This window comes from Haloferula sp. BvORR071 (genome assembly GCF_000739615.1).
In the GTDB taxonomy this organism is placed as follows: domain Bacteria; phylum Verrucomicrobiota; class Verrucomicrobiia; order Verrucomicrobiales; family Akkermansiaceae; genus Haloferula.
This window is the reverse complement of the sequence record NZ_BATP01000002.1, coordinates 56,117-75,862: the sequence shown is the minus strand read 5'-3', so window position 1 is coordinate 75,862 and position 19,746 is coordinate 56,117. Positions and strand designations below refer to the sequence as shown.

The following is a 19,746-nucleotide window of genomic DNA, read 5'->3' as shown; positions in this document are numbered from 1 at the left end:
TCCTGAGTATCAGTGGTTCTTGGAAACGGGCTGCGGTGCGTAGGGCGACACCTCCCCGGCCGGCGGATAGAACTCGGCCATCTTGGCGACGAATTCGTCGATGAAGACCTGCATGCCGCTGGTGGCTTCCTTGATTCGGCTGTTCAAGTAGCTGTAGATGAAGAGGGCCGGGATCGCGACCAGCAGGCCGACCACCGTGGCGAGCAGGGCGGAGGCGATGCCGGGCGCGATCGAGTTCACGTCCACCTCCCCGCTCTTCGCGATGATGGCGAAAGTGATCATCACCCCGACCACCGTGCCGAGCAGGCCGACATAGGGGCCTCCCGCGATGCTGATGGTGAGGAAAACCAGTCCCTTCGTCAGGCGATGGGTTTCGTGGACCAAGCCGCCATCGAGGGCAGCACGAATCGCCTGGATGGAGCGGGCGGACAAGCCCTGCGTCCGCTGCTTGTCGCGGGCAAGACGGTGGCGGATCTCCTCCGAGCCGATGTGGTAGATCTGATAGAGCGGCGACTTCTCGATCACCGACATCTGGTGGCTGTCGGCACCACCAAGGTTCCTGATGCTGGCCTGGTCACCATGATCGATCGCGGTGAGGTCCGATGATAACTGCTTCCACTGGCGCAGGAACTCCTTCGTGCCCTTCTGGATGGTATTGAGGTATTTGAATTTCTGGATCGCGACGGTCCAGCCCACCACGATCATGATCGCGCAGATGCCGATCGCGATCCAACCGTCGAACATCATGTTGTTCGCGATGTCACCGAAGAGCGAGAGGTGCTCCAGCGCACCGCCGCTGTGCTTGCCACCACCACCTTCACCGCTCTCCGCCTCCGCGAGCGTCACGGTCCGCTGTCCGGCCTCAGTCCCGCCTTGGCTGGTGGCTGCGAACTTCACCCAGTCCGCGGAACGCGCGCCCTTGCTGATCTCCAGTTCATCGATCTCGCCGACGAAGCGGGCTCCGGCGTCCGCACCTCCCACCGTCAGTGCACCATCGAGCACCGGCAGGGGCGTCGCGAGCTGGCTGACCGCCTCGCCATTCACATACAGCGAGACCTTGCCATCGCCGGCAGTGACCACCACATGGCTCCATGTCGCCGCGGCCAAAGCCGGCACCGGAGTGCTGCGTTGGTTGCCCACGGTCACCAGCGGCACGCCTTGATCCAACAGGATCCGGAACTCGCCGCGGCGGAAAATTTCCGCGCCAGCCTGCAAGGCAGAGGGCTTCACCCAAGCCGACCAAGTGAAGCCGCCGCTAAAATCCAGCGAAGGCGATGCCGCGATGGTCACCGGCTCCGCCCCGAGCAGACGCGCACCGCTGCCGATGATGGCACCTTCCGAAGCTGCAAGAGCCACGCTGCCGTTATTACCGTTGGCGGTGGCATCGGTCGGCGCTGCACCACGGTCGGACAGATGCCAGACCAGCACCGCATCATACACATCCGCGGTCTTGGCCGGCTCCACGGCTGCAGGATTAGCCGAGCCATAGTAGAGATTGACCGTGGTAGTCCCGGCCGCGACCGAAGGCAGCTTCACCCAAACGAAAGCCTCGTTCATCAGCGCGTCGAAGCTCTCCACTTGGTGAGGCAGGAGCTTGCCGTCATCCGTCACGAAGCGCAGGTCGCCACCATCCGCCGCCGCTTTTGAAAACTGGAAATTGCCGGCATGCAAACGCACCAGCACCGCCGCATTTTCCAGCGGTCCGGAAAGTTTCGCCCCATCCGCCCCGGTATTGAGCGTGAGTTTCTGGCGCTGGGTCCACTCCTTGTTCCACCAGCCTTCCGCGGCATGGAGGGGCATGAGGATCGACAGGAAGGCGATGACGTGACGTGTGATCATGGTCAGAATTGTTAGAAGTCGGCCCATCCGCGGAAGGTGACCCGGACCTCGCCGGACTCGGCGTCGGCCTGGTCGGTGAAGGGCACGGCAACATCGAGCGAGCCGTTGTAGTGATCGCGCAGGCGGAAGCGCGTTCCGGCACCGGCACTGAGGAAATTGTAGAAAGACTTCTGCGAAGGCAGCGGCTTGAGGACCGTGAGCGTGCCGCCATCGACGAAGGCATGCAGTCGCCACTCATCAGCTTGCTTGCCCTTCTCGTCCTTCTTTCCAATGAAGGAACGGGTGCGGTACTCGGCGGTGGCAAAGACACCATTGTCACCCAAGGCGGTGGCCTCCAGATAGCCGCGTGCATTGCCCAGGCCACCGCCGCTGAGCTGCTCGCTGTTGATCAGCGGCTGGCTCGAGATCTGGCCTTGGATCTTGCCATAAAGCTGCGAGCCATCCTTCAGATCGCGGGTATGGGAAAGGTCGCCGCGGAGGTAGATGTAGCTGCCGTCCGACTGGTAGCGCTTGGCATCGAACTCCGACTGATCGCTGCCCAGACCGCGGAGATGGAAATTCAACGAGAGATTCGCTTGGGTGAAGGACTCCGGCTTCATCCAGCTGGCACCGTAGTTGGCGCTGATCGGGAAGTATTCGATCGGCGTATTGCCAGTGACGCCCGCGACCGTGAGATCCTCGTCAAAGGACTTCCAGTCGATCCCCAGTGCAAAATTCTGAGAGAAGCTGTCAGTGCCCGGCAGGTCGAATAGCGCACGCAGACCAAGGATCTCCCCTCGCCCGGCCACCGCCGCGCCACCCAGGGTGGAGACGTCGCTATCCTGCTTCGTCGCTTGAACCATCAGGCTGAGGCCGTCCGAAACCCGTGCCAGATAGTAGCCGGAGTAGACCAAGGCATCGTCCGGATTCTCCGGAGCCACCTGGAAGTCGAGGCCAAGGGTATGGCCGAGTTGAAAGAGATTCCCGTAGCTGATCGCCCCATTCAGGCGGCTCTGCGAAGTGTTCGAGCTATAGCGGTTGTTAAGCTCCAGCGAACCGTGGAGCGGCGACTTGTCCTCCACCTCTAGATCCACGTCGTAGGTTCCCGGCTCCAAACCGGGGCGGAGCTGCGGCTTCACCGTGCGGTCGGGCAGGCGATTCAGCGCCACGATCTCCGCCTTCACCTTGGCGAAGTCCGGCACCGATCCCTCGGCCAATGATGGTGCCTCTTCCTTGATCCGGCTTGGCAAGAAGTAGCGGGCACCGCTGACCCGCAAACGTCCAATCTTCCCTTCAATCACCTGCAGACGGATGATACCGGAGCGAGGATCCTGCGCCGGGATCTGCACGGTCACGGTCTGATAGCCCTTGTCCCGGAAAGTCTTTTCAAGCGTCGCACGAGCCTGCTCCACATCTGCTGCGGTGCGCCCCGGGCCCAGGTAAGGATAGACGGCTTCCTCGATCTCCAGCGGCGTAAGCAGCGTCGAGCCCTGCACACGATATTCGCGGATCAGCAACGTGGTCTCCCGCTGCTGTGCGACCGCCGGCATGAGCCCCGCCATGGCAAGCGCAAGTCCCAGCGCGGTCACACGGACCGCCCGGAATGGGCCTGGGAGAAAAAGTAATGAAGCGGTTTTCACGATGCTTGTCTCGATGCTGCCCCGAGGTCGGAGGCCCGTGTTTTGTGTCACGGGTGACTTCCTGCTCGCGGGTAAGATGGGACAGGTGGCCTGAAGCAGGCCGGGAGTTCTTGAGGCAAGGCCCCGGAGAAAGTCCGCGCTTGGGAGTCTCGCGCGGTCCCCTCTCCGGGGCGTATAAGGGAAACGTTCTTATTCGTCCCCGGGGAAGGGTCCGGGCAGGACCGTGCCACCGTCTTCCGTGCGGTGAACCTTCAGGGCAGGGTCATCCAGCGCGATGCCTTGCTGGGATGCCACGTCGATCTTGATGCGGTTGGCCAGCGCGGTGACGAAGTCGGCGCGGTAGGTCGGGCTCGGGTCACCGGCCTTGGAGCTCACGCCACTGAGCGGGGTGAGGACCCGGTTGTAGATCCACAGCGTGTAGCGCCCGCTCTTCAGGTTCTCCGGTGTGTTCTCGATGCCGTTGTACTTCAACGCCACCCCCTTGCTATCCGCGGGACGGGCAGCCCCTTGGCCGCTGCCGAGGATCGTCGCGTTTGCATCCCCCGGGGTCACGTAGCCGACATACCAACCGGCCGTGGCAGCAGGATCGGCCTTTTGGTAGGCGGCCGGCCCGAGTTTCTGGGTAAGGGCGATGGCAAGGTTGGCACCGCTGGTGTGACCACCGGATGCGGTGATGCCGGAGAAGCTCACATCCAAGCCGTTGTTCCACTGGCGGTGATCGGCAACAGTGCCACCGATGACCGAAGTCCCGATCTGATAGGACTTCGCCGGATCATAGGCCGGGTTTGCCACCCAGGTCCCGGAACCAGCGGGGCTCTCGAGCAAAGGAGCATTGCCAGTGCCACCAGCCGTCGGCGCAGGATTCGCCTGATAGGCCCACTGGTAGCCCAGGCCGCTTCGGCCGATTTCAAGCTGGGCCGCGAAGCGCTGGCCCGCATCGGTATTGCGGCCGAGAGCATAGATCCACTTGTGCTCGTCGCCATTCGACCAATTGCCCGTGAAGAGGGAGAGCTGGACGGCTCCGGCATCGTAGAGCAGCCTGGCTTGCTGGCTGGTGATGTTGTCGATCGGAATCCCCGGGCTGCCGTAGAAGCCCAGTTGGGAAATGCCCACCAGGGTCTGCTTCACCGGATTGTAGGTGCGCTCGTTGTAGCTGCCGTTGAAGGGCGAGGTGCTCTGGAAGTTCGTAGAAAGACCGAAGTCCACCGTCGATTCGACGTAGTTGGCAGGAGTGGTGGAATCGAGGGGATTCTCGGGGATCGCGCCACTGCCCGTGCCATTGGTCGGATCGAAGCGGAACTTCTGCGTCTGGTCCGCCACGGCAGCAATGCCAGCGAGCGCGCCCGCGAAGTTGGTCTTGATGACGACGTTCTGGCTATTCCAAGTGCCGTTCCAAGTGCCGAAGTTCGAGGTACGGAAGGTATCGGAAGGAGTCTGGCTCGGGCCGCCGGCACCGCTGGCGGCACCACTCAGCCCGCGATAGGTCCAGTTGGTGAGCACCCGCGATATGGCGACCTGGGTCGCATTGCGGTCGCCATTGGAAGCGGCGAAATAGATGGTGGTCTCTGCGGTGGCAGCAAGGCTGCTGGCAATGCTAACAAGGCCGATAAGAGCGGATGGGGAAAGTTTCATGGAAATGGGAAGATTGAATTGAAAATGGATGGATTGGAGTCGGGTCCGATGGATCAGGGATTGGTCACCTTGGCGCGGTAGAAACCACGCGGCGCGGCGTTGCGGGCCGGATCCGTGTCCACCCAGTTCAGCGGAGCCGCACCGGTTCCGGACGAGTGCACGTAGACTTCCGCCCAAGCCCCCGTGGCCAAATCGGCGTTGTATTCGATGGCGTAGCGGCGCGACGCGATCGTGGTCAGGTTGAAGGTCCGCGAGGTCCCCGGCACGACCACCGGAGGTGCAATCTTGAAGTAAGACGAAGCGTTGTTCGGATCGGTTCCGGCGATCACCTCATCGGCATCGGTGAAGCCATCACCGTCGCTATCCAGATTCGGATTGCTGGCAGCACGCGTGAAGCTCACCACCCCAGCACTCGTGATTGAGAAGTAGCCGAGGTAATCCACCGTTCCCAGGCTGGAGAGCGCGGGGGCCTTGCGGTGGACATAGAAGTCGAGTGCGGAATTCGCAGCACCGGCACCGAAGTCCTTTTCAATGTTCGGCCAAGTCGCGAAATCCTGGCGGGCTTCGGTCGCAACTTGGAAACGGTAGACCGGAGAGTCGGATGCCGTGCTGGTCTGGAAGCCACCGCGCGCATTGCCCGCGGAGTTCGGAGCGCCCACCGTCGAACTAAGCACGTTGTAACCTTGGCCGATCACCGAACTGATCTCGGCGAAGGCGGTATTGTGCGCGAAGCCGTTGCGGGCCGCGTAAGGCGTGCTCTGCTGGGCGATCGAGGTCCGCGGACGGGAGATGTAGATCGCATCCTGGTCGCTCGCATTGCGCGAAAAGGCCGACCACACCACCTTGCTGCGTTGATGCCAGGGGATGACATCCTCACCGCCTTCGGTGGAATCAAATTCATCAAGATCGGCACCAAGCGCACCGATGGTCGCGACAGCTGTGCTGCTGCCCGCGGCAGCACCCGCAAACTGGGCCACCGGCCCGATATTCACGAGGTAAGAGCCAGTGCCGGAGGCCGTGGTATCACGGAAGGCGAGCAGTACGTTGCCTTGCGCCGCCTGGACGACCAAGTCCGCCTGCGCCACTGGCAGCAGGAGCCCGGCCACGAGGACCGGAAGAGAGGTTCGAAATAACCCTTGGAAAGCGAATTTCATAGTAGATTGGAGAGATTAAGAATCGAGGAAGCCGACATGCGATGAGCCCACGCCGCAAATGGGCGCGAAGGACCGGAATAGACCGGTGGAGGGGCGATCAGCGACAGCAGCAACCCGCCAGCAACCGTGCGGGGCCTCGAAAGGACAGGCGGGAGGATTTCAGAGGGAGATTCATACGTGGAATCGGTGGTTCAGCGGGGTTCTCCGGCACGCACTGGCCGGTATGTCAGGGTCCAGACTCCGCGAGATGCGGTCGTCCTTACTCTGTTGCTGGCTCCCCTGGAAAGGGGTCACCTTGATTCCCATCGCCCTTGGTCCGGGTAAACGGGACGGCCGGATTGGCCGCGGGCGGAATTCATACCTTCAGTGGGAGATTAGCAAGAGATTTTTCGATCAACCCTCAAAATCATTACCATTCTACCCAATAAACTAATCAAAAATCCCGCGAACTTCATTTCCTCCCACACTATAAAAATCGCCCCACCGCAAAAATAAGTGAAAGGAATCGCGCCCCAATTTCCTTCCCGCCGCAACCTTCCTCGCGCTAAGGAATTTAAGTTCGAGGCCGGAATCTCCGGCAAAAAATAAAACCGATACCTCACCACCACGACTACCATGTCTCCCGCCGCCACTCGCTTGTTAGGTCTGCTCGCTGTCATTCCCCTTTCCCTGACCTTGGCCCATGCCCAAGAGGCGAAGGGCGGCAAGGACAAGGACAAAGAGTGGGACGTCAGCAAGCTGGACGCCACCAAACTGCCGGCAGCGGCCAAAAAGGAAGGCCTCACCTTCGAGAAGGATATCCAGCCGCTGCTGAAGGAGTCCTGCGTAAACTGCCACGGCGAAAAGAAGCAGAAGGGCGACCTTCGGCTCGACAGTCTGGAAGCCGCGCTCAAGGGCGGCGAACACGGCAAGGCCGTGGTGCCCGGTGAGGCAGCCAAGAGCTCGATTCTCTTCGCCGCAGCGCAAGTGAACGATGACATCGCAATGCCGCCGAAGAAAGGTGGTCGCGGCGGCGGCCCCGGAGGCCCGGGCGGTCCCGGCGGCGGTGGCGACCAAGGCGGTCAGCAGGGTCGCGGAGGTCCGCGCGCCAAGCCGCTGACGAACGATCAAGTCGGGATCCTTCGCGCGTGGATCGAACAAGGGGCGAAGTAAAAACTCACCTGCCGGCCCGGGCGTCATGACGATCGATCGTGACGCCTAGGTGCAGGCACTGCCGCCGATAAGGGGCAATCCCAAGCGGGCCGCACTTCGCGGCCCGTTCCCGTTTAAAGGGGAGCCCTCCATGGAGCCGGTTGTCGGACTCGAACCGACGACCTGATCATTACAAATGAACTGCTCTACCAACTGAGCTAAACCGGCAACAACCTTGGATGGATTCGGCGAGGCATCGCTGCCGGGCGCCGGGGCGGCGGATTTAGACGTGAATTGGCAGCGAGCGGAAGTCTTAAATGCCAGTTCGTGCAAAGGATTGGCGTGCCCCCTTTTCGGGGGGTGAATCGTGCGCGACCTTGCCTTGGTCGCCCGATTGGCACTGCTTGACCGGTGAACCCGGTTCCATCCATGCGTTTGCTGCTTATTTGTCTCCTGCTTCCCCTGTGTCATCTCTCGGCCGCAGAGCGCAGTCCGGTGATTTCCGCGGCGGAGGCCCCGGTCTCCTGTGAGAAGAAGGGCGAAGGACATTGGTTCGTGGATTTCGGCAAGGCGGCCTTCGGCAATGTGGCCATCACTGCGGATGCCAATGCCAAGGTGACTCTTCACATGGGCGAAGCCCTCTCAGCACCGGGCGTGATCAATCGCAAACCCGGCGGCACTGTCCGCTACCAGAAGCACGAACTCGAACTCACGGCGCGAAAGGAAGCCAGCCCGAAGCTGAGCTGGCAGCCGCCCGATTGGATGAAGTCCGGATTCCTGGATCTCCCCAAGGGCTCGCCTGAAGTGATGCCATTCCGTTATGTCGAGATCGAGGGTGCTCCTTCGAGTTTCACGGCGGATCAGATCCGCAGGATCTCGTGGAGCGTGGCTTTCAACGAGGCGGCCTCCGACTTCGATTCTTCCAGCCCGGAACTGAATGCGGTGTGGAAGCTCTGCAAGCACAGCATCAAGGCGACCAGCTTCCTGGGGCTCTATGTCGATGGTGACCGAGAGCGGAAACCTTATGAAGCAGACGTGCTGATCAATCAGCTTTCCCACTACTGCCTGGACGCGCACTACGACACCGCGCGGCTGACCCACGAGTATTTGTTAGAGACGCCGACTTGGCCGACGGAGTGGCGACTGCAGTCGGTGATCCTCGGCTGGCACGACTTCCTGTGGTCCGGCGACGATGCCTCGCTGAAGAAGCACTACAATGACTTGAAGGGCCGGGCGATGACGGAGCGCCGCACCAAGGATGGACTTTTCCAAGGCTGGAACGATGGAGAGATCAAGGACATCATCGACTGGCCTGCCGGTGAGCGCGATGGTTACGACATGAAGCCGGTGGTGAAGACAGTGGTAACCGCTTACCACTACCGGGCCTTGGTGCTGTTGGAGAAGATTGCCACGCAGGTCGGGAAGGCCAGCGATGCGAAGGAGTTCGCCCAACTGGCGGAGCAGACCCGCGCGACCGTGAACACCAGCCTCTGGGATGAGGCGCGCGGGTGCTACCTCGATGGCCTGGACCCGGAGAGCGGCAAGGCATCGAGCCATGCCTCGGCGCATGCCAGCTTCTTCGCGCTGGCGCTGGGGCTGGTGCCGGAAGAGCGGACGTCCCGGGTCGCGGCTTTCATCAAGGGCCGCGGGATGTCCTGCAGTGTCTACGGGGCGCAGTTCCTGTTAGACGCGCTCTACGACGCCGGGGAAGCAGAGCAGGCCCTGTCCTTGCTGGCCTCTCACAGCCAGAAGTCCTGGTTGAACATGTCGGAGAAGGTCGGTTCAACCATCACTCTCGAGGCATGGGACCCGGCACTGAAGCCGAATCTGGACTGGAACCACGCCTGGGGCACCGCGCCGACCAATATCATTGCGAGACGCCTGATGGGAATCGAGCCTCTGGAACCCGGCTTCAAACGCTTCCGGGTGAAGCCGCAGACCGCCTCCCTGGGGCACGCGAAGATCAAGTTTCCCACCCCAAAGGGTTCGGTGAACCTCGAGATTGAGGGCAAGGATGCGAACACTTGGCTCGCGAAGGTGACGGTTCCGACCGGTAGCGCCGCCGAGTTCCATGTCCCCTTCCCCGGCGCTGCCATGACTGAGGGAGGCACCGGCGAGGCGGTGCCTCTGCGCGAGGAAAAGGGACACAAGGTGCTCGGCTTGCGGCCGGGCAACTGGACGATCCGGATGCAGCAGTGAGCCTTGGCGAGCAGCCCCGCCGCCACGCAACTCCACTGCACGAACTTTTCCAAAACCGGCACCTCGCAAGGATGCCGGTTTCTTGCTAGCAATCCCTCATGCCCCGCCCCGCGCCTTTCATCCTCCTCCGGTGCGGGCTGGCGTGGATCTTCCTCAGCATCCCGGAAAGAGCATCTGCGGAAGATTTCGCCGCCTATCTATCCGATCCGCAGACACTGCATCTTTGGCACCTTGATGAGGATTCGGCCCCTTTTGCGGATAGCGCCCCTGACAATCCCTTGCCTCTGGAGGGCTTGTTGAACAATGCCAAAGCGGGGCTGCCTTCATTGCCCGGCTTCGCCTCGGCAGTCTCGTTCCTAGGCAACGCGGGCGGCACCCCCGGGGCCTCCGACTTCCATGGAGCGATCCTCGCGGCCGCGCGGGAACTGGCCAATGGCAAGCAGGACAATGTTCCGGCCAACTTCCGCTACGCAGGACCCAATGGGGCCTTCACCTATGAGATGATCGTGCGGCCCGACATGTGGCCCAAGGACGCACCGGTCGTTGCTCTGGGCCTGCTCTCGCTCGACGGAGATGCGAATGACCGCATGTTCAACTTCCGGATCGAGAAGCAGAGCTTCCTCGCTTTCATCGCCCTGCCGGACTCCGGTGCTAGCGGCGGAGCCCTGGCCTCGATCCCCGGCAGCGGCCCGAACGCGCTCCAGGCCGGAGCATGGTACCACATTGCCGTCACCTACGACGGCAACGCTGGCGTGGCCAACAATATGAAGCTCTACTGGACCCGGCTCGACGGCACCCATCCGGTAGAAGCCAACCTGATCGGACGCGGCAGCCTCTCGGGAGACCTGAATGGCAAGAGCGGCGACCTCGCAATCGGCAACGAGGCCCGCTCTTTCGAAGGCAATGGCGAGGCTGAACCCTTCCCCGGCTTGATTGACGAAGTCCGCATCAGCGGCGTGGCACGCAACCCTCACGACTTCTTCTTTGTCCCCCCTGCCCAGCGCATCGCTTCTGATCCTTCCACCAAGCCGGTGGATGCCAAGGAACAGGGGCCCATGGACCTGAAGCTCTCCAGTGTGCTGGTCGATGCCTCACCGGCGGCCTTGCCAAAAGTCCCCGGTGAAGCCCTGCGGCTGGGTTCCGGATTGCATCGCCTCGATTTTGCCTTCGGCTTCGATCCCGGACGCTTCACTTCCGACGTGGAGTTGCGCTGCCAACTCGAAGGCATCGACGAGCGCTGGCAAGAAACGGAGCTCGGCATGAGTCTGGTCTGCCAAGCACTGGACTCCGGCAATCATGTGATCTCGCAATCGAGTTTCCCGGCCATGGGCCGGAGTCCCGGATGGGAAACCACGATGGGCGACTCAAAGCTCACGCATCGTACCGAGCCGGTCTATTTCCCGCCGCAGACCGCGGCGCTGAGGATCACGCTGGGCTCTGGCTCCCCCGATACCACCGGCCTGATGATGGTGGATGACATCGCCTTGTTGGAGCCCGGCTCCGGCAAGAGTTCACCTTGGCCCGGTGGCCAGTTCGACTTCGGCGGCAAGACCCCCTCGCCAGCGGATCTTCCGGATGGCTGGCAGCGCGGCACCGGCGATCCGGCAATCAGCGATCCGGCAATCGCCCAACTTGTGACCGGCAGCGCCGGCACCACGCTGGGACTGGTGGATGGCGACCAGCAAAAGCAAGGCGAATGGATCTCCGTCCAGCCTTGGACCAGCCCGGCTGGCGAAGGCCGCACGATGATTCTCTCCTGGTGGGAAGCCTACAACGTGATCGGCGGCGCGCAGAACCGCGCCAGCTACATCAACGTTCCGCCGGGACGATATACCTTCCGCGTGATCGGCTTGGCGGGTGACAAGCAACTGGCCGGTAAAATGATCTCGCTGCCGGTCATCATTGATCCGCCCTTCTGGCAGCGCGTTTGGTTCGGCCCACTGGTGACGGCAGGATCGATCGCCTTGGTCGCTGGTGCCGCCTTCGGTCATCTGCGGCGGCGTTCCAAGCGCCGCCTTGAGCGCCTGCGTTTCCAGAATGCCCTTGAACAGGACCGCAGCCGCATCGCGCGCGATATGCACGACGACCTTGGAACCCGCGTGACCGTGCTCAACATGACCGCGGCGCTGGCCCGCCGCGACATGGAGGCAGATCCCGCCAAGGCCCGCCGCCATCTCGACAAGATGACCGACTCCGCCCGCGAACTGGTGGAAGCGATGGATGACCTCGTCTGGGCGGTCGATCCCGCCCACGACACCCTTGATCACCTCGCCTCGCACCTCACGCGGATGGCCGAGGAAATGTTCCGCGATACGCCGGTGCGCTGCCGACTCGATATCCCGGCCATCTTACCCGCGCGCCCCTTGGGCTCCGACTATCGCCACCATGTGGCCTTGGCCGTGAAGGAAAGCCTGCACAACGTATTGCAGCACGCGGGGCCCTGCGAGGTCTTCCTCTCCGTGGCACTCGAGGACGAGACACTCGCCATCACCGTGCGCGATACCGGCAAGGGCTTCAACCCCGCCGCCCAGCCGCACGGCCACGGCCTCGACAATACGGCCGCACGCATCCGGGAAATTGGCGGCAGCTACGCCTTGGACTCGTCAAAGGGCCACGGAACCTGTGTGGTAATGCTCTGCCGCCTCCCTGAACATCCGAATTGATCCCATGTCCACCACCCGCACCATTGCCCTTGTCGAGGATGATCCGGTCTTGCGCGAAACCATTACCGAAGTGCTGACCGCCTCCGGCACATGGCAGGTCACGGCTGCCTATTCCGATGCCGAATCCGCGCTGGCCGCGATGAAGCAGCAACACCCTGATGTCGTCCTGATGGACATCCAGCTCCCCGGCATGTCCGGCATCGAATGCGTGGCCCGGCTCAAGGCCCTGCATCCGGACATCCAGGTGCTGATGGTCACGGTCTACGACAACAACGACAGGATCTTCGACGCACTGGCCGCGGGAGCTTCCGGCTACCTGCTGAAGCGCGATGCACCGACGAAGTTGCTCGAATGCCTGGAGGACCTGCTTTCGGGCGGCTCGCCGATGTCGAGCGCGATCGCGCGCAAGGTGGTCCAGCATTTCCAAAAGGAGCCGCCCGCGAAGAACGAGGACCACAACCTGACGCCCCGGGAAAAGCAAATCCTCGAACTCTTGGTGAAGGGCGGACTCTACAAGGAGATTGCCTGGGACCTCGGGATCGGCGTGGAAACCGTGCGCACCCACTTGCACAACATCTACGCGAAACTCCACGTGCGCACCCGGACCGAGGCCGTGGTGAAGTACTTGGGGCGGCAGTAAGGGCATTCGCATCGTCACCCGATCCCCGGAGGTAGAGATGACACTGCCATGGCGCCGCAGGCTCCCGCAGGCTCCCGCAGGCTCCCGCAGGCTCCCGCAGGCTCCCGCAGGCTCCCGCAGGCTCCCGCAGGAGACGATGGCTCCCTTTGCTTTTATGCCCGCCCGACGGGCCGCAATCGATTCAGGGCGGTGAGGAAGATCCGGCTGTCGGATGCCGCATTGCTCCAGCGATCATTGGCTCTCCAGCTATCGCTTACGAAGTACCACTGATGTCCCTTCGAAAAGGCGCTCTGCCAATCGCCGGAAACCAGTTTCAAATCCCGCATAGGCCGCACCTCTTTCCCCAAAAACCAGGACCCCGCCACGTCTGAGCAGGCACCAAGCCTGACAAGCAGCGGTAAGCTGCTCGTGGGCGGGCCGGCCTCTTCCCAGTTGAATGAAGTCGAAGCTCTCCCAGGCGTCTTTCGAAGCGATCATCCAAGCCAAAACTTCCGTCGTGGTGCCTTCGTAGAGATGAAGCCTACCCGCATTGCCGGATGTTTCCGCGTTGCGCTCGAAATCGGCCCTTATGGCATCGCCTCCGGGCAGGGTCTCGAAATCCTCCACACAATGGACCTCACTCCCCTCCGCGGGAAACAGAAGCTCCAGAAGAAGGTTCGCCCGTCTCCCCTCGCCGCATCCGATGTCGAGCGCACGCACGGCTTGACTGGACTTGAACGGCTTCTGCCAAGCGGGAAGATCTTTGGCAAACCATTGGTCCTCATCCCGAAGCTGATACCGGCTTGCGTCTCCGAAAACAAACTCGGCTGTCGGCATGGTTGGACGCTTCTGTGGATTTACGATGGAGGCCATGCCCTTGCGGGTAGGGATCTGCTCCACTCGCATTCCGCGCCCCGCCAGTTCCTCAAGTATCCTCCCTTCCTCTTCCCGACGCGAGTCATGCAGGATCACGTGACCGCAAATGGCGAGGCCCCATTCACATAGGGCCAGGCGCGGCACCGCGTGCGAATCGCATCGGGATGGACCATCGACAAAAACCAAATCGGGAGCGAATGGCAGACTCTCCGGTGTGCTCTCCGCTGCGCAAAACCGGATCTCCGCTCGAGTCTCCGTCCCGAACCGCACCAAGCACTGGTCAAGCCAGTTGCCGTCGCTTTCGAAGGAAACGATCCGACATCCAGCATCCAAGAAGGCGAGGGTGGAGTCACCGGGGCCGAATTCCACCACATTCCTGATTCCCAGATGCCGGCAATAGCGTCCGAGAACGATATAGTCCTCGACGGAAATTGAATGGCCGGAACACCTCGCGAGATGGAAGCACGGAAACTCCTCCGAACTCGCGACCGGCGCGGGGAGGCCTTCCCAATTGCAAATCGCTTCGTGATCGGCTGCATCCTTCACCGGATAACATATCGCTCCCGGCGAAGAGTTGCCCGACAGTTGCAGGGAAAGGCTGCCGAACAGACGGTTCCGCTGCATGCTGACATTCCAGTCGAAGCAGCGCATTCCCTGGTTCATCGCAATCGAAGGGAACAAAATCTCGTGGCAAGCGAAGTGCCCGTTCTTTTCCCGGAACTCCAATGCGGCCCTGACCAGGCGAGCGCTCTTGCGCGAAAGGGACCCGAACGATCTCCATGGCTCGGGAAACCAAGGTTCCGCGTGGTCCCAATCGGGCCAGCTTGCATCGTTGCGCCGGGATCGAATATCGAAGCTGGCGAGATCTGCTCCGCTGGCCGCGGTTCTGCGAACCAAGGCCCGGAAGAACTCGGTGCTACCCGCCACCTCGTCCTCCACAAACCAAACGGCCTCGTCCGCCCTCAGGTTCTTCGCCAAATGATACATCGCGCGCGACCACGCCGTGACCGGAGGAGAATGCGACGAATGGCTTGTCAGCCCGCCATAGCCTTTCACCTGATTGTCGTCATACCAGATGCCTTCATCCCCGGGCTGGTCGACGATGGTCTCCACTTTGCCCAGCGTCGCGAATACCTTTTCAAGCCGTCGCGTCGCCTGGCTCGCTTTGCGGCCCAAGATGAGGAATCGCTCTTTGATCAGCGGCTTCAGCTTGCTGTCCTTGGCGGCGATTTCCCCGTTCGCACGAACCCTCTGGAAGGGAAAATCCACCAAGTTCCAGCAAATATCCTGCTGCTGCAGCCAGCGCTTCAGCAGCGTCTCGGGATTACCCTCCTCGCCCGACAGGAGCCACTCGTGGGCGAAATCCGCCCTTTGGCAATAGACCGCCGCGCTCTCCTCATTCCCGGCCGCGAACCGGTCATTGAGTCCACCGCATGACCCGAACCGGGGAATCCACAAGTGCCGCCGAAGCCCCCCGGACAAGGGGGGCTCAAACTCCTGGATGAATTTCAGGTCAGGCCGTGTGACGATCACACGCTGGTAGTGGCGCTCCTTGCTTGCTTGGAAGAAGTCCCACGCGCGCCGCAGCGACTCCATCGCACGGCGGAAATTCATCAGCGTGATCCGGGCCTCATGCTCCCCATCACAGAAATGCCGCATGGGGTTTCTCCGAAACAAGCGATCCCAATCGAGCGAATCATCAAATTCCGTTTGGGACTCGAAGATACCTTTGGCATTCGGGAGCAGCCCCCGCGAAGAATCCGGATCCACCATCAGGCAGTTCTCTCCCGCCCGCGGATTGCCAATCTCGCGGAGATCCCACGAGTGATAGAAGATATCGACGGGGCCCCTCCGCGCCAAGGGGGCGACCAGATTGCCGAGCAAAGCCGCGGCCGTGTGTTTCAAGCTCCGGTGAATCACGCCATAGAGAATGATCGCGGAGTAAGCCGCATGATCGTTTCCATCTGGGGAATCCGGATTCATCGGCGGTATTATTGCCTGCGGATCCCGCTCAGGCAGATCAATGACATGGGGTCTTGATCAGGGCCCCTATCCGGCCTCTCGGGTTGAACGGTCGCAGGTGCCCGCATGGATCGAAACTACGGACCTGACACATGGGACATCAAGCCGGAACCATCATCCGGGATGGCCGGAAAAGACATGTCTTTCAGCAGTGGATAAAGCAGATCGATATCAACGATTCGCCTGAAGGCCGAGATCGTCTCTTCGCAGTTTCTGAATAAAGCAAAGTGACCCGAAAGGCGGTCGGCACCGGTGGTAAAGCTCCGGCAATCCAATACCTCCTCGGTTGCGAATCGGGAAAGATCCCCATAGATGGCATCGACGTCGCCATCGCCGAATGTGAGCAGTTCCAACAAGGTCCCGTCAGCGAATAAGTCCCGGCTCCCCCCTCCTCACGCGCTGATTTGGCCCGAACCTTCCGTCCAGCTGCCCGATTCCGCAAAGACAAGCGCCGCGATGCCGACTAGCGTGTAAGGCCACGCTCATGAACATCGGCATCCCGAAGGAAATCAAGGCACAGGAAAACCGCGTCTCCATGATTCCAGCTTCCGCGGGGGATCTAGTGAAGCGTGGCCACCGGGTTTTCGTGCAAGCCGGTGCCGGCAACGGCGCCAGCTACAGCGACGAGCAATACCTCGCAGCAGGGGCCGAGATCTTGCCCGATGCCGATGCCGTCTTCAGCGCTGCGGAGATGATCGTGAAGGTCAAGGAGCCACAACCGGAGGAGATCGCCCGCCTGCAGCCGCATCACATTCTCTTCACCTACCTGCACTTGGCTGCAGGCAAGACGCTCACCGAAACCTTGGTCGCCAGCGGTTGCACTGCACTCGCCTACGAGACGCTGGAGGTGAACCATCGCCTTCCGCTGTTAGAGCCGATGAGTGAGATCGCCGGCCGCATGGCTTCGATCGTGGGCTCCTATCATTTGGCAAAGCACAATGGCGGCCGCGGCACCCTGCTCGGCGGCGTGCCCGGCGTGGCCCCGGGCCGCGTGGTCGTCATCGGCGGCGGCACCGCGGGTGTGAATGCTGCCCGCGTGGCCACCGGCATCGGCGCGGACGTCACCATCCTTGAGGTCGACTTCGAGCGCATGCGCTTCCTCGACATCACGATGACCGGCACCCACACGGTCTATTCGAGCGAGGCAAATCTCGCCGAACTTTTGCCCCGCGTCGATCTGGTCATCGGTGCCGTGCTCGTTCCCGGTGCGAAGGCACCCAAGCTGATCACCCGCGAGATGCTCAGGCAAATGCAGCCGGGCAGTGTGTTCGTGGATATCGCGGTTGACCAAGGCGGTTGTGCGGAAACGACCCGCCCGACCACCCACCAGTCCCCGACTTACGTGGAGGAAGACGTCATCCACTACTGCGTGGCCAACATGCCGGGAGCCTACTCCCGCACGGCAACCCAAGCTCTCAACAACGTGACCCAGCGCTGGATCACCATGCTCGCCGACAACGGCGTGGCCGGAGCCTGCAAAATCCGCAAGGACATCCTCGGCGCGGTCAACTGCACTGGCGGCAAGCTCACCTGCTCCCCCGTCGGCGAGGCCCACGGCATGCCGGTCGAATCCGCTGCAGAGCTGTTAGGAGTCTGAGAAGTAGTCCGCACACGCCGTGTGCGGACGAAGCACTTCTCGTGGATGACCGCCTCTGAGGCCCCCGGGCAGAGCCACCCAAAGGGCGCAGCGAGCCGTGCTGGCGAACCGTAACCGCTATAGCTGCATCACTTATCCGCAGCCAAAGCGGCGGCGCGCCGCGGCGTTCCTGACCCCGCCCCGCAAAACCACACAGTCACCAGCGCGAGCAAGATCGCCGAAAGCCCGAGGTGCGCCACCTGCACCGCGGGATGGATCTCCACCCGTGCCATGATCAGGCCGAGAACCATCTGCCCGATCACGACGGCCAAGGCCCCAGTCGCGATTTTGCCGGCCGAACCACTCTTTCTGGTTCTCAACCATGCCCCGATCGCCACGGCCAAGATCATCCAAGAGAAGCTGCGGTGCACCAGATACTCCCAAGAGCGCTCCAGAGACCCGATCCATTCCACCCGGCCAACTCCCGGATGCGTCTTGAGGAGATGCGTGTTCAACTCGCGGATCTGGGTGCCCAAGACCCCTTCCACGAAGATCAGCAGCAACAAGCAGCCGGTCAGAATGCGCAAACGCCGGACGGACACTGGATCACCAGCCACCCGCCACGGCTCATCACATCCCCGCCATGCAGCATAGCTCAGCGGCAGCACCAGCAACATCGCCAGTGCCATGTGGACCGTTAGCACGCCCGGTTTGAGGTCGCTCGAAACGACTTCCTTGCCCATCCAGGCATTCACTCCCACGAGTAGCACCGAGAGAGTCGCCGCAGCGACCACCAAGGGCCTGCGCCGCTGCCTGAGCAGGGCTAAGACCAAGGTGCCCACCGTGAAGAATCCAACCGGCGTGGAGCTCAGGCGGTTGATGTATTCGGTCCAAGCGAAGACCGGATTGAAGCTCTCCAGCACATGCTCTGGCGTGACCGTGGAGGGATCGCGTCCATAGCGCTTCGCCGCGCGCTCGAACTTGGAGAAATCCAGTTTGGACAGGTCGATCTCCTCCTTGCTCGAAGGCGGCACATAGCCTCCCCAGCACTTCGGCCAGTCCGGGCAGCCCATCCCCGCACCGCTGACCCGCACGATCGCACCCACGCAAATCAATACGATGACGGCGACGAGCGCCGCGGTGGCAAACTTCTGGAACAGATTCATGCGCACCGCCGAGCATTGGCACTAGCCGTCCGCGATGCAAATGCAAGGTCGCTCCAGAGCAACCAAACTAGCCGCGGCTCGCTACATCCGGCGTCCCGCGCGGCGGCACCTCGCTCCCGCCCGGCAGATTCATGACCGCATCTTCTTCCTGCGGCGGCTTGCGACCCTCCTGACCGATGGCCACGGCCACCCAGCGGAACTCGTCGCTATTGTCCAAGATCACCTTGAGAATCATCGTCAGCGGCACCGCGAGGATGATTCCCACCAAGCCCCAGAGCCAGCCCCAGAAGATTACGCAGAGCACAACCACCAGGATCGACAGGCCGAAGCGGCGCCCGAGCAGCATTGGCTGCACGAAGTTATCGAGGAACATGTTGATCAGCCCGTAGCCGGCAGCGACCACCACCGCATCCGCGACCCCACCATCCTTCGCGATCAAGGCAAGCAGGATCGGCGGAACCGACGCGATCGCCGAGCCGACCGCTGGGATGAAATTCATCACGAAGGCGAGAATTCCCCACAGCAGGAAGAAATCGAGCCCCGCCACCCAGCAGAGCACCCCGGCCAGAATCCCGGTCGCCAAGCTGATGATGGTTTTGATCCCCAGATAGCGCTGGGTATCCAGCATCGCGCCGGACATCCGGCCAAAATTGGGCCCCCGGGCCTCACGGATCGCCCCGAAGCGGTTGCTGAAGCCTCGCGCTTCCGAGAGCATGAAAATGGTCAACACGATCACCACCACGGAGGTGGCGAGAAAGGAAAACACGCGGCTCACCACGCCCGTGCCGAGGCTCAGGTAGGTGGAGCCCTTGATGTTGCTAAGCTCGGCCAGGTTCTGGGTGGTGAATTCCTTCACCTTCTCCGCCCCGTCTTCCACGCCCCACTCTTCCAGCTTGCCGGCGATGGCGGTGCTGGCGTCCTGAATCTTTGCCCGGGCGAGGTTGTAGTATTCGGAATCCCACTTGTCCTGGAGGTCGCCAATGATGGTAATTCCCAGCACGATCACACCGGCCAAGAACGCGAAGTCCACCAACACCGTGAGAAATACCGCCACGGCAGGCGGCATGCGGTGGCGCATCAACCAATCGGTGACCGGAAAGCTCACCGTGGCGATAAAGAAAGCCAACAGCACCGGCACGAAAAAGGCCTGCGCTGCCTTCAAGCCTGCGATCACCACCACAAGTGCCGCTAGTACAAGCAACATCTGGGTGGCGCGGGGCTTCTTGGGGGACAGTCCGGGTTCGGCCATG

At 61.9% G+C, this 19,746-nt stretch carries 13 protein-coding genes and 1 tRNA gene; 5 read left to right on the top strand and 9 right to left on the bottom strand.

The annotated features are described in order from the left end of the window. Window positions 1-9 precede the first annotated feature (9 nt). From BV071_RS01020 to BV071_RS01005, 4 genes are all read right to left on the bottom strand, one after another. Complete coding sequence (locus BV071_RS01020; protein ID WP_035600942.1) at window positions 10-1,839, bottom strand: DUF2341 domain-containing protein; 1,830 nt, start codon at window positions 1,837-1,839, stop codon at window positions 10-12. A gap of 11 nt (window positions 1,840-1,850) precedes the next feature. After that, complete coding sequence (locus tag BV071_RS01015; protein WP_035600980.1) at window positions 1,851-3,368, bottom strand: POTRA domain-containing protein; 1,518 nt, start codon at window positions 3,366-3,368, stop codon at window positions 1,851-1,853. Window positions 3,369-3,647: 279 nt separating this feature from the next. Then, window positions 3,648-5,090, bottom strand: a complete 1,443-nt coding sequence (locus BV071_RS01010; RefSeq protein WP_035600941.1) for a hypothetical protein — start codon at window positions 5,088-5,090, stop codon at window positions 3,648-3,650. Window positions 5,091-5,143: 53 nt separating this feature from the next. Continuing rightward, on the bottom strand, window positions 5,144-6,196 hold the full coding sequence (locus tag BV071_RS01005; protein ID WP_035600938.1) for a thrombospondin type 3 repeat-containing protein: 1,053 nt from the start codon (window positions 6,194-6,196) through the stop codon (window positions 5,144-5,146). A gap of 663 nt (window positions 6,197-6,859) precedes the next feature. On the opposite strand from BV071_RS01005, the gene BV071_RS01000 reads away from it, so the two are divergent. Further along, window positions 6,860-7,396 carry a c-type cytochrome domain-containing protein gene (locus tag BV071_RS01000; protein ID WP_035600935.1) on the top strand — a complete coding sequence of 179 codons (537 nt, stop codon included), beginning with the start codon at window positions 6,860-6,862 and terminating at the stop codon, window positions 7,394-7,396. A 131-nt stretch (window positions 7,397-7,527) separates the two neighbouring features. On the opposite strand, the gene BV071_RS00995 is transcribed toward BV071_RS01000, so the two are convergent. Continuing rightward, window positions 7,528-7,603 (bottom strand) — tRNA-Thr (locus BV071_RS00995). A 201-nt stretch (window positions 7,604-7,804) separates the two neighbouring features. Here BV071_RS00995 and BV071_RS00990 point away from each other — a divergent pair. The 3 genes from BV071_RS00990 (at window position 7,805) to BV071_RS00980 (ending at window position 12,877) form a co-directional block, all read left to right on the top strand. Next, window positions 7,805-9,574, top strand: coding sequence for a family 78 glycoside hydrolase catalytic domain (locus tag BV071_RS00990; protein WP_081885699.1), 1,770 nt, complete (start codon window positions 7,805-7,807; stop codon window positions 9,572-9,574). Between the two features lie 98 nt (window positions 9,575-9,672). After that, window positions 9,673-12,237, top strand: a complete 2,565-nt coding sequence (locus BV071_RS00985) for a LamG-like jellyroll fold domain-containing protein (protein ID WP_035600932.1) — start codon at window positions 9,673-9,675, stop codon at window positions 12,235-12,237. A gap of 4 nt (window positions 12,238-12,241) precedes the next feature. Continuing rightward, window positions 12,242-12,877, top strand: coding sequence for a response regulator transcription factor (locus BV071_RS00980; protein ID WP_035600930.1), 636 nt, complete (start codon window positions 12,242-12,244; stop codon window positions 12,875-12,877). A 246-nt stretch (window positions 12,878-13,123) separates the two neighbouring features. Here the strand turns inward: BV071_RS00980 and BV071_RS00975 are convergent, their stop codons facing one another. Both BV071_RS00975 and BV071_RS00970 read right to left on the bottom strand, forming a co-directional pair. Then, window positions 13,124-15,505, bottom strand: a complete 2,382-nt coding sequence (locus BV071_RS00975) for a hypothetical protein (protein WP_265593911.1) — start codon at window positions 15,503-15,505, stop codon at window positions 13,124-13,126. A gap of 326 nt (window positions 15,506-15,831) precedes the next feature. Next, window positions 15,832-16,110: a DUF6625 family protein gene (locus BV071_RS00970; protein WP_265593910.1), complete on the bottom strand. Its 279-nt coding sequence runs from the start codon at window positions 16,108-16,110 to the stop codon at window positions 15,832-15,834. Between the two features lie 128 nt (window positions 16,111-16,238). Here BV071_RS00970 and ald point away from each other — a divergent pair, with 128 nt between their 5' ends. Further along, window positions 16,239-17,351 carry an alanine dehydrogenase gene (ald, locus tag BV071_RS00965; protein ID WP_035600921.1) on the top strand — a complete coding sequence of 371 codons (1,113 nt, stop codon included), beginning with the start codon at window positions 16,239-16,241 and terminating at the stop codon, window positions 17,349-17,351. A gap of 128 nt (window positions 17,352-17,479) precedes the next feature. On the opposite strand, the gene BV071_RS00960 is transcribed toward ald, so the two are convergent. Together BV071_RS00960 and BV071_RS00955 are read right to left on the bottom strand one after the other, a co-directional pair. After that, window positions 17,480-18,496, bottom strand: coding sequence for a COX15/CtaA family protein (locus BV071_RS00960; protein WP_035600918.1), 1,017 nt, complete (start codon window positions 18,494-18,496; stop codon window positions 17,480-17,482). Between the two features lie 67 nt (window positions 18,497-18,563). After that, window positions 18,564-19,745 carry an AI-2E family transporter gene (locus BV071_RS00955; protein ID WP_052572720.1) on the bottom strand — a complete coding sequence of 394 codons (1,182 nt, stop codon included), beginning with the start codon at window positions 19,743-19,745 and terminating at the stop codon, window positions 18,564-18,566. Between the last annotated feature and the right edge of the window lies 1 nt (window position 19,746).